We start from the raw sequence: 9604 nt of genomic DNA on the forward strand, positions 1-9604 counted from the left end.
CGAGGTTTTGAAACGCTCGGATTCCAGGCGCTTGAGCCAAAGACAGAAGCCGTTGCGCTCCCAATAGAGGATTTTCACCCGGTTGCGGGAGCGATTCAGAAAAACGAAAAGTACCGGGTCGAAGACGGCCACCTTGATATCCAGCTCGACCAGGGCGGCCAGGCCGTCGATGGATTTTCGGAAGTCCACGGACTTGGGGTAAAGGTAAACTTTTTCGACTTTGGCGTCGGGACGCATCATGAGGTGCTGGCTCCAGAAAGAGATCGGGAGAGCAGCATCGGGCTTCAATGGGCGGCTTTGAATGTGTGGGTGATGGATCGGTTACAGAAGATTTGTTGGAGGCTGCGATAAAAATCGGCCTTGAGCTGACTCACGAGGCAAACAAAAAGAAGGGAAGTTTGGAGAAATGCGGGCTGTGTTTTTTTGAGCTCGGGCATTTTGTGGACGTTTTCCCGAAAACCGTAGTATAGATTTTCAGTGTTTCCCAAACCCCAGAAACCACAAAGCCCCGCATTGCGGGGCTTCGAGATATGGTGCGGCACCAAGAGTCGAAAAATCTATTAACTTATTGTTTTTGAGTGGTTTTTTTATCTAAAAAAATAAGCCTACCTCTATTGCTATCCTTATCCTTGCGCACAACTGCCTCGCCGGGCAGGGCAGGCTATCTAGTTTTTACTTTATTTTAACCTTTGAAAAAATACTCCGAAATCGATCATACAGTTCGCCAGCTTCAACTGTCGGTGCGGCATCTAGTCGGGAAGCAAATATTTTATAGTAGGAGCCGTACATCTTTCGGTCTTTTGCTTTGTTCCAGGTCCAGCCAATACCTTTCCCGTTCCCTATATTCAACTCAGTTCCTGTAGCGGTGCGTTCTAGTATAAATCTAAATATTTCATTGTTTAATGATTTTGCTAGGGTAGTCAGTAAGTCCGCGATGCTGGCGGCGTCACTTACTTTTAGCTTCAAAGGCTTTTCAATAAATTGCTTATGGTTTGAAAGGCCGAGTTCGATTGCGTTTTTCGTTCCCAGCTTTCCAAATCGATGTACGCAGCAATGACGTATTTCACAGACGGAATTGTAATTGTTGAGTAGTTCAACTAGGGCTTTATCTTTCAAGTCAAAAGTCAAAAATTTCTTGAGGCCATCTATTATGCCTTTTTTTCCAGAAAATACTGACTCTTCAAGCAGCGCTTCTGGAAGCATTTCTTGCCTTTGATGTTTTGCAGCGCCATAGGATAATACAGCTTTCTCGCAAGCTTTTTGGCAATAAGGGTCTATGAATACAACTCTGCGCAGGAGCGCGCGCATAAAACTTTCGACGGCAGATACGTATCCAAGTATTAAAAGAATACCTAGCTCTGTTTCAATCACTTCGTCTGCTTGCCGGGCCACCCACATTCGATTCAGTCTTAGGGTGTTTTCGATGAACTGATCAATGGGTGATACATCAGAGTCGTCATGAGTGACGTCAAAAAGTGTACCAGTTTGGATTGTACCTATCAGAGGCCTTACGGCCACCAAGTTTGCAAAATCGTTTTCCGTAACTTTAATTGTCATAATTAGGATAGAAAGTCGTCTGCGAAGCCATTAAGAACGTCTACGATCTTTGCCGTTCTACGACGACCGAAGCCCCTTACCGTTAGCAAATCTGCTGCTGGGTCTTGCTTTGCCAGAAAGTCGCGAAGTGTTTTCAATAAAGGTAAGTGCTGGGAGATTTGGTCTCGCTGCCAAGTTGTAAGTCCCGGTACATCGGAGATAAAAGTTTCAAGGCACAATGAGAATGTGGACGCATCAACCAGTTGCTGTCCGCAACTGTGGCAGAAGCGCTGGTTATCGGTTAGGCGACGAGTACCGCACGAGCTGCATTTCGGCAGGGATAGCGTGAGCCCATCAAGGTCGACAGTGTTTACAACTCTCTTTAAGCTTTTTCGTACGGGGTGTTTGGCCGATTTAAACGCGATAGCCTCGACTGTCTGGTTAATCGTGCCCCCCGCGCCACTGCCACCTAATGCCCGTACCGTTAATAGGTGAGCAGTATGAGGAATGAATCGATGATAAATTCTAGTAGGTGTGCCATGTTTAACTGTACCATTGTCATAAATCAGTCCTGCCTCAACTAAGAGGTTGAACATGCGCTCTACAATGGCGGTCATTTCTGACTCGGCGACACCGTATGTAAGCTGTTTAAATTTTTTGGGTGCGATGGTCGCATTGAAGGATTTAAGCTCCGCCACGATGCCGTTTAAAACTTGCTCGCCAGCGATGACGAGTGATTCGATTTTTGGAACTTTTTTGCCCAAAGATCTGAATTCAGCGTTTCGCGCGTCAAGATGCTCTTGGATAATCTGATTGACCGCTTGCTGGCTAGAACGAAACCCTCCCCGTCGATACTCCTCTAACATTGTTAGGTAAGCACGAGGGATGCCAAACGCCGCAAAGCGAAGCATTTCTGTGTGTGACACATTGATGGTTTGGAAATCAGGTACGCGAGCCCGTGCAATGTCGTCCATTATCTCATTGTAATTTGGATCTTCGACACAGAGCCACACTGGTATAGAGATTGAGTCTTGGCCTTCATGGAATTTATAACTGACCTCAGTAGTCCCGGGGTATACGGATGCTTTCGGGGCCAGATCAATAGATTTCAGCGACCTAACAATATCAAGGAACTCAATCAAGAAGTCCGGGGCTAAGGTAAGCGCCGCGTCATCCATAAGAAGGATCGTGTACTTTCTTCCGAGAAGTCGTCGAGCATTAGAAATCAAAGATTGCACTGTCTCTATTGTCAGGCTTGCGGCAATCTCAGAGTTTTTTTCGTCCAGAGGTAGATTTCGCTCTACTCGGTTGACGTATGTTTTGATTGCGTCAATCGGAGCTTCGCTTGATAGCGTAGAATAAACTTTTTGAGAGTCTTCCCACTCAGTTAAGCTGTCGAATAAAGCTAGAACAATTCTAGCCAAAACCCAAGAATGGAACTGATGTAGGGCATTGGAGTGTGTAGAAAGTAATGGCTCTAGTCTAAAGTACCTGTTGAAGGTAACATAAACGGCAAAAGGATTTTTAATGTTATCTCGGCAGCTGAGCCAGGCATAGCGCATCATGTGCGTTTTTCCGCATCCTCTTGGACCAACAATCGTACGCAGCGCGCGATTGGTAAGCTCCTTGTGCACGGACTGGAAAAGATCGCCTGTTTGGGAGGTCTCTTTGAGCAAGTCTTCGATCGGGATGTAGTCTGCCCGCTGCTGTAATACGCTTTCGAGATTATTAGTAGTCATCCGTAATTCTTAATCCAGTTCTAAATCTAGAAGTCGGGCAGCAGTTATAAATCGAGCGCCTACTCCCTGAGAGATTTTATCAAGCTGAGCGCGGCCTGAGTCGCTCGTTAGGAGCCGTAATACTTCATCGGAAGCTGCATTGGGAGTTAGAGCAAAGAAACAATCCGTGATAAGGATTGGGCCTTTTTTTACAAGAACTACCTTTCGGCTTAAATTCCGCCCCACACGCGCGACAAGTATATCGCCCTCACGTGCATAGCTACCGCCCAAAGCTTCCGCATCAGACTGTGATACTAAAAACCTAGGTGAAATATCGGACTCGTAATCTGCCAAGTCTGTAATGTGAAAGATCGGTAGTTTTACTGATTTTCTTGAGCTAGAGCTATGGCTACCCCTAGAAACTGAAGAAATTAATTCACTTAACTTTCGTCTAATCTTCTTTCTTGTTTTTTTGGTTTTGTTTTGGACGTGATGGCTATAGTCGATCCGCGAGATGGCCTCGTCAGATGGTATATTTAACGCCTCAGAAAGAACGCCGCTCAGTTCGAGCTTCCTACTTGTTACAGTCGATTTTTGCGTCCCGTTTTTTGAAAGTATAACAATGTGTGTTTGAGCTTCCGTCTTACGAAAAATATTTCGTGGCAGCTCAATAATTTGCTCTAGTGAATGGTTTTCAATTAGCGCGCGCCGAAACCGTTCAAACCTTTCACCAGTAATTAAACCGTCTGGAAGTATTAGTCCGAGCTTGCCCCCACTCTTAAGAAGGCGCAGGTTTTGTGCCACAAATAGTATTCCAGCGGGTGCATTTTTTGCTTCTGGAAGGACATGGCTAAGGCCGACTTCTTCAAGAATATTGCCGAAATGTTCCTGCCAGATAGGGCGAATATAGGGTGGATTACACACAGCAGCACAGGCTTGCGACCAGCCGAGCCCTATTCGATCGCCCAATCTCAGGTCGAGTGCATCACCTGTAAAATGAACAAAAGACGGTCCGCGAAGCGTCGGAAGGCGGCCGCTATCGGCTTGCTCGTCAATATCTACGGTGAGATAGCGTTCTGCTGCCCACTGATTCGCGGCTTCAGTTACCAGCGCACCATCACCTGCACCTAAGTCAATGACAGTCCCAGGTGTAGCCAGCTTCATGGAGCTGATCAGAAGCGAGGCGACTGTCTCTCGGGTGTAGTATCGACCGAGATGGTCAGAGGTTCTAGATTCCATTGGTACTGCTTCGTTGGGCGCTCGGAGAGCGACTTTACAGGGTTTGACCGTGTCTGAGAACGTATTCTAGATAGCTTTTGACTCTTCATGCGATTGATGGCGGAGAATCGCTTGCGATGGTTCGAACCGCGTTTGGCGCTTGTGGAAAATGCCACTCCTTGCCCAGCCGCAGAGCAATCAAGCGTATTGTCAGCAGATAGTAGTATCGCGTTTGTGCGCCATGATTCAGCAGATAAGAGTTCATAAACCAAGCGAGGTGTTTCTGCCGCCAACTCCAAGGATTGTCTCGCTTCCAGCGATCCCCTATCGCCTTCTGGATACGTTTCGATTGGCGAAGATGGCGTTGACGTGTGGCATGCGACCCCTTAAGCACCGCTATCAGAAACACCTCAAAGTCGAACTGCCTGCTCATTTTTGACCCCCGATGTACGCTGATACAACGTCTATACGACTGTGTCCGAGTTCATAGCTGATTTGTGTGCGTGCCTTTCGGTCTAGTCGTGGATCGAAGCGGCCGGACCCGCCGCCATTGATCGGGGCTAGATGTTGGGTGATCTGTTCATATCGCTCGCACGCATAGGCCGCCCTTAACTCATGGAAGCCTTTGACGTTGTGTGCATGGAGGAAATCCCGAGCAGGACGGACGATTCGCTGTTGGAAATCCAGGTAGCTCTCGTTCGGTGCAAGTAGATTGTGGCTACCCTCTGGGGAGACCAGTTCTGCATAGCTGAGTGCTTCGCGAACCTGGTCATCCACGGAAATCCAACGAGGTGCTGACGCACCGCCGCGGCCACCTTTGGTGCCGTCCTGGATGTTGATCCTCCCGAGTTGCTCGGCTTCCCGTTGCAGCCGAGGAAGGTCGGCCAAAATCGCCTCGCGTAAGCGCATGCCGGTGGCGCGTGCCAACTGTGCGATAGCCGCGGCGCGGGGATGCTGTTCGTGGAGCGCATCGACAGTGCGCATTACTTGCTCGCGATTTTGGCCTTGGGGAATTGTCGTGCGAACGGTGGTGCGCTGCATCCTCAAAGCCTTACTCGGGCTCGGCACTTTCACATACTGATCACCGCGAAGAGCTGCGAGGGTTCGGTTGACGCTGGACAACCGGTTTTGCGCAGTCGCGATGGCGAGCTCGCCTTGTTCAACTTGCTGGCGGAGATACCCGGCGTAGTCCAGCAAGGTCTGCCGATCTATCTGCCGCGCATCGTTGAGCCCCGGCCCATCCTCCGAACGACACCATCGCACAAACGCCTGCCACCGATCACTGTGTGCCTTGACCGTCCCGTAATGCCCGCCGCCAAACAGATCACGTAGCGCCTGCGGCCCGGCATAACTCAGTTGTCGGCCATAGCCAAAATTTCGTCCATCCCGTCTACCTACCAATGCCATGATCAAGCTCCTCTCGAAGCCAAAACCTTTGAAACCTTCCCCACGTCATCCCGCCTAGGATGTTGAGTGTTATCAGGGATCAAGGCCCCTGCGACCTGTGAGGGTTGTCCACTAACGCGGGACTGGCGGCTCCTTACGACCGGGAGCTTGGGCATCTCATGATCTGGCCTCCTGAACACTTCCGAGGAAGTGGGCGGGTGGAGGCTGCACTGGCTGACGAGACCGGCGCCGCAAGACCCTGAGTCGGGTGAAGGCAGTGATGCGATGACAGGGGCATGCCTGACTGTCAGTCAGGTGCAGTCCATTCCTTGGGCTGCGGCACCATCATCTGCATCGCTGTTGCTGGTGACTTCGGTGTTTGTCACGCCGATTGTCACGAGGGGGAATGCCGCAAAGCCTTGTACGAGTTGGGCTGCAGCAGCGGTAGGAGTGCCCGTCTCTTTCCGGAAGAAAGAGACGGGCGCAGGTTGGCGCAGTGAAATGGCCAAGCGGATAGGTTGCTGCAGGGCAGCTATGCAAGGGGATGAGTTGCCGCAGTGGGCACACTGGTAAAAGTAGGCATCCATCACATCGCTGTGACCGTGCGAGCCGCCGGACGCTAATCGCACTTTGGGGGAACCACCACCGTGTGGCGTAGCCTTAAAGGTTCTGGCTACCTGGGTTGCTGTCGACGACAGCGCTTTGCCCGATCTTTTCTACGCCTGTGGATAATTCGGGTCAAGACTCCAATTTTCGGGAGTTCTGCGGCTGTGGATGAAATTATCCACCGGTGGAAATCAGTGGTTTTCCACAGACAGTTGTGTGGGCTTTAGATTTTTTAAGTGAGGTCCATCCAAGCAGGGCGGCTTTGCAGCCCTGTTTGGATGGACCCGCGTGGACAAGCGGATCGCTGAGATATGAAGACCGAGCGCTTACTCAGTTGCGCCACGTTTTGCTTTAAGGCGAGTGACGTTCGCTCCTGTCTGGTTCGCGAATTCGTGTGGAGTGACATGCTCCTGCCCATTGGCCTCCAGGTACCGGCTCCACCAGTTCATGATCAGCCTGCGCTCCTCAATAAACTCGGCCTTGTGGATGTAAGCGGCACGGACGTTGTTGCGCTCCTTGTGGCTCATCTGCCGTTCAATGGCTGTCTCCGACCACAATCCTGACTCGATCAGTGCACTGCAGGCCATCGAACGAAACCCATGCCCGCAGATATCGGTTTTGGTGTCGTATCCCATCGTCCGAAGCGCGTTGTTCACGGTATTTTCGGACATGGGCTTCCAGGGTTTGGCATCCCCTGCGAAGACCAATGCGAATTTGCCTGTGAGTGCATGGATTTTTTCGAGTAGCGCCACTGCTTGCGGCGATAAGGGTACTAAATGGATATCCCCTGCCATCTTCGTACCCCTTGTGGAAAAGGGTACTCCCTCCAACGCTGGTCGAGTGTCCGGTATCTCCCAGGTGCCGCGCTTGAGGTCGAACTCGCTCCAGCGTGCGAAACGCAGCTCGCTGGATCGTACAAACACATGCAGCGACAGCATCACCGTCAGACGGGTAAGTGCCCGGCCTTTATAGGTGTCGATCCGTTCCTGCAGTTCCGGCAGTCGCGATAAGGGTAGAGCGGGGCGATGCACCACCCGCGGGGCTTTGATCGAGCCTTCGAGATCGTAAGCAGGGTTTATGGTGATAAGCCGGAGGCGCTTTGCCTCGCGCATGATGCTCTGCAGGTAGTTTTGTACCCTTAAAGCAACGTCGATCGTTCCGCGCTTCTTGATCGCTTCCAAGGGCTGCATGAGGTCATGGGTGTCGAGGTCGACAATGGCGCGGGCGCCGATCAGCGGGAACACGTGGGTTTTGAGGCGGCTCATCACAGTCTTGGAATGGCCTGGTGCCCACTTGGCCGACATTTCCGTATGCCAGTCGAGCGCAACGCTTTCAAAGGTTCTGCCTTTGATCACGGCTTCCGCCTTGGCTTGGTGCTTGGTCTCTATGGGATCAATACCATCCGCCAGCATTCGCTTGACGTCCAAGCGCTTGCGGCGAGCATCGGCAAGGCCGATGACGGGGTAGTTGCCGAACGAGGTCAGTCCTTCCCGTCCGTCAGGTTTGACGTAACGGAGCCGCCAGCCTTTGCGGCCATTGGGTTGGACTAGGAGATAGAGGCCATCGCCGTCGAAAAGCTTGTAGGCGCGGTCTGTAGGTTTTGCCAAGCGGCAAGCTGCGTCGGAGAGCGGAGCTGTGGTGCGCGACATAAGGGTACTCCCTTTTATCGAAGTGACCTGTATCCCAAACTCTACCCCTAAAACGGTTGGAATCCACCAGTTTCTGACGGAAACCGATGGAACGCCAAAACGAAAAAACCCGCCAGAAGGCGGGTTTTTCGGGGGTTCCAGAGATTTTGAAAGCCTTCTCTGGAACCTTGTATGGTGCCGGCACCAGGAGTCGAACCCGGGACCTACTGATTACAAGTCAGTTGCTCTACCAACTGAGCTATACCGGCGTGTTAGGGCGACGATTATAGCGATTGGCAAGGTTCTGTAAACCCCTGAATTCTGACTATTTTTGCAGAACCCACGCTTTTTCCACGCTCGCCCCTTTTTCCAGCTGGCGAGTGTAGGATTTCTCCCTTGCCACCGTAGGGTCTACCCCGGCAAAAATCTTCTCCAAACTCAAGGAAGCCCCACGTGAAACGGACTCTCTCGCTGTCCCTCATCCTCCTCACTGCCGCGCTCGCTGCGTGTTCGTCCAACAAACCCGCCAACGACCCGGCGCTGGTGGGCACCTGGAAAGGTCTGCGCACCGAGACCGGTAAATGTCAGTTCCTGTCGTGGACCAACACCCTCAAGCCCGACGGTCGTTTTGTGATTACCTTCTACCGCGATGCACAGCAGACCAAGGTGATCCAGACCGAGCAGGGTTCGTGGTCGGCGGCCAATGGCAGGAATGAGTTGCGTACCGACGGCGTGCGTTCGCCGGATGTGTACACCTATAAGCTGCTGGACGCAGACACGGTGCATTACGTGAGTGTGGCGTCGGACCCGACCAGCGATTGCCAGGATGACTACGCGTTCACCGAGCGTCGTGTGCGCTAAGCCTTCAGAAACGCTCCGAAACCGGGCACTCAGGTGCCCGGTTCGCGCAAGCCTCAACTGCCTTCTGCGCAGTTACCTGCGAACTTTTTGTAGTCCAATACCTGCTTCTGCCCGTGGGAATCCAGGTAGGTCATGTGCGCATTCACGATCCCACACGCTCCGTTTGTGTCTTCGACAGTGGTCAGCACGCGCTGGATATCCAGCTTGGGCTGTACGTCGGCGTGGGCGTTGACGGCAAAAGCCAGCAGGCTGACGGCGATCAAGGTGTTCCAGTTCATGGTGAGTATCCTCCGGGTTCAACAAGTGGGTGTGGGCTTATTGAGCGCCCTGGAGGTATCTGCACTGTGTCATGCGGCGCGGGTTTTGCTTCGTTGTGTAGCGAGGCCGTGACTGCATACACAGCGATACACGGGCGGTGGCTTTATGGACCATTTGGATCGACCGCTCAGCCGGTTTTCCCTTGAATACAGGTGCGGTTTCCGTATTCTGTGCCGCGATATAAACCGTCAGTTTTATCGCGGTTCCTTGTAGGCAAATTTCCGAGACAATGTAGGGCAATTGAAAATCTGTTGAAGCGTATGTCAGTTTTGTGCCGTTTCTGTCCACTCGGCCAACTTTTTTTGCGAAATAATGATGCAAGTTCATGTTCTT

Annotated in this window: 9 protein-coding genes and 1 tRNA gene; 1 reads left to right on the forward strand and 9 read right to left on the reverse strand. The window is 51.7% G+C overall.

Going from position 1 to position 9604, the window contains the following annotated elements:
* The 8 genes from tnpB to BM017_RS16195 form a co-directional block, all read right to left on the reverse strand.
* Positions 1 to 240 (reverse strand): IS66 family insertion sequence element accessory protein TnpB (gene tnpB, locus BM017_RS16150; protein ID WP_139216865.1); only part of this gene is annotated, 240 nt, incomplete at its 3' end.
* Positions 241 to 672: 432 nt separating this feature from the next.
* A complete protein-coding gene (locus tag BM017_RS16160) occupies positions 673 to 1557 on the reverse strand; it encodes a hypothetical protein (RefSeq protein WP_092246206.1) in 885 nt (294 codons plus the stop codon).
* Positions 1558 to 1559: 2 nt separating this feature from the next.
* Complete coding sequence (locus BM017_RS16165; RefSeq protein ID WP_092246209.1) at positions 1560 to 3275, reverse strand: zinc ribbon domain-containing protein; 1716 nt, start codon at positions 3273 to 3275, stop codon at positions 1560 to 1562.
* Between the two features lie 9 nt (positions 3276 to 3284).
* A complete protein-coding gene (locus tag BM017_RS16170) occupies positions 3285 to 4418 on the reverse strand; it encodes an N-6 DNA methylase (RefSeq protein ID WP_170856091.1) in 1134 nt (377 codons plus the stop codon).
* A gap of 160 nt (positions 4419 to 4578) precedes the next feature.
* A complete protein-coding gene (locus BM017_RS16175; RefSeq protein ID WP_092246214.1) occupies positions 4579 to 4905 on the reverse strand; it encodes a hypothetical protein in 327 nt (108 codons plus the stop codon).
* Positions 4902 to 5879, reverse strand: coding sequence for an integrase domain-containing protein (locus tag BM017_RS16180; RefSeq protein ID WP_092246217.1), 978 nt, complete (start codon positions 5877 to 5879; stop codon positions 4902 to 4904). The genes BM017_RS16175 and BM017_RS16180 overlap by 4 nt, the downstream gene beginning before the upstream one ends.
* A 911-nt stretch (positions 5880 to 6790) precedes the next feature.
* Positions 6791 to 8113 carry a tyrosine-type recombinase/integrase gene (locus BM017_RS16190; protein ID WP_092246220.1) on the reverse strand — a complete coding sequence of 441 codons (1323 nt, stop codon included), beginning with the start codon at positions 8111 to 8113 and terminating at the stop codon, positions 6791 to 6793.
* A 172-nt stretch (positions 8114 to 8285) separates the two neighbouring features.
* Positions 8286 to 8361, reverse strand: a tRNA-Thr gene (locus BM017_RS16195).
* Between the two features lie 184 nt (positions 8362 to 8545).
* Here BM017_RS16195 and BM017_RS16200 point away from each other — a divergent pair.
* The gene (locus BM017_RS16200) at positions 8546 to 8953 is read left to right on the forward strand and encodes a hypothetical protein (RefSeq protein WP_058426314.1); all 408 of its coding nucleotides are present in this window, start codon (positions 8546 to 8548) and stop codon (positions 8951 to 8953) included.
* 53 nt (positions 8954 to 9006) lie between these two features.
* On the opposite strand, the gene BM017_RS16205 is transcribed toward BM017_RS16200, so the two are convergent.
* Positions 9007 to 9231 (reverse strand): DUF2790 domain-containing protein, encoded by a 225-nt coding sequence (locus BM017_RS16205; RefSeq protein WP_092246223.1) that lies wholly within the window; start codon positions 9229 to 9231, stop codon positions 9007 to 9009.
* Between the last annotated feature and the right edge of the window lie 373 nt (positions 9232 to 9604).

It is taken from the genome of Pseudomonas sp. NFPP04, from assembly GCF_900113815.1.
In the GTDB taxonomy this organism is placed as follows: Bacteria; Pseudomonadota; Gammaproteobacteria; order Pseudomonadales; family Pseudomonadaceae; genus Aquipseudomonas; species Aquipseudomonas extremorientalis.

Bases quoted from the DNA above. Each gene is read 5' to 3' on its own strand.
- BM017_RS16160 (WP_092246206.1), bottom strand. From the start codon at position 1,557: ATGACAATTAAAGTTACGGAAAACGATTTTGCAAACTTGGTGGCCGTA.
- BM017_RS16165 (WP_092246209.1), bottom strand. From the start codon at position 3,275: ATGACTACTAATAATCTCGAAAGCGTATTACAGCAGCGGGCAGACTAC.
- BM017_RS16170 (WP_170856091.1), bottom strand. From the start codon at position 4,418: ATGAAGCTGGCTACACCTGGGACTGTCATTGACTTAGGTGCAGGTGAT.
- BM017_RS16175 (WP_092246214.1), bottom strand. From the start codon at position 4,905: ATGAGCAGGCAGTTCGACTTTGAGGTGTTTCTGATAGCGGTGCTTAAG.
- BM017_RS16180 (WP_092246217.1), bottom strand. From the start codon at position 5,879: ATGGCATTGGTAGGTAGACGGGATGGACGAAATTTTGGCTATGGCCGA.
- BM017_RS16190 (WP_092246220.1), bottom strand. From the start codon at position 8,113: ATGTCGCGCACCACAGCTCCGCTCTCCGACGCAGCTTGCCGCTTGGCA.
- BM017_RS16205 (WP_092246223.1), bottom strand. From the start codon at position 9,231: ATGAACTGGAACACCTTGATCGCCGTCAGCCTGCTGGCTTTTGCCGTC.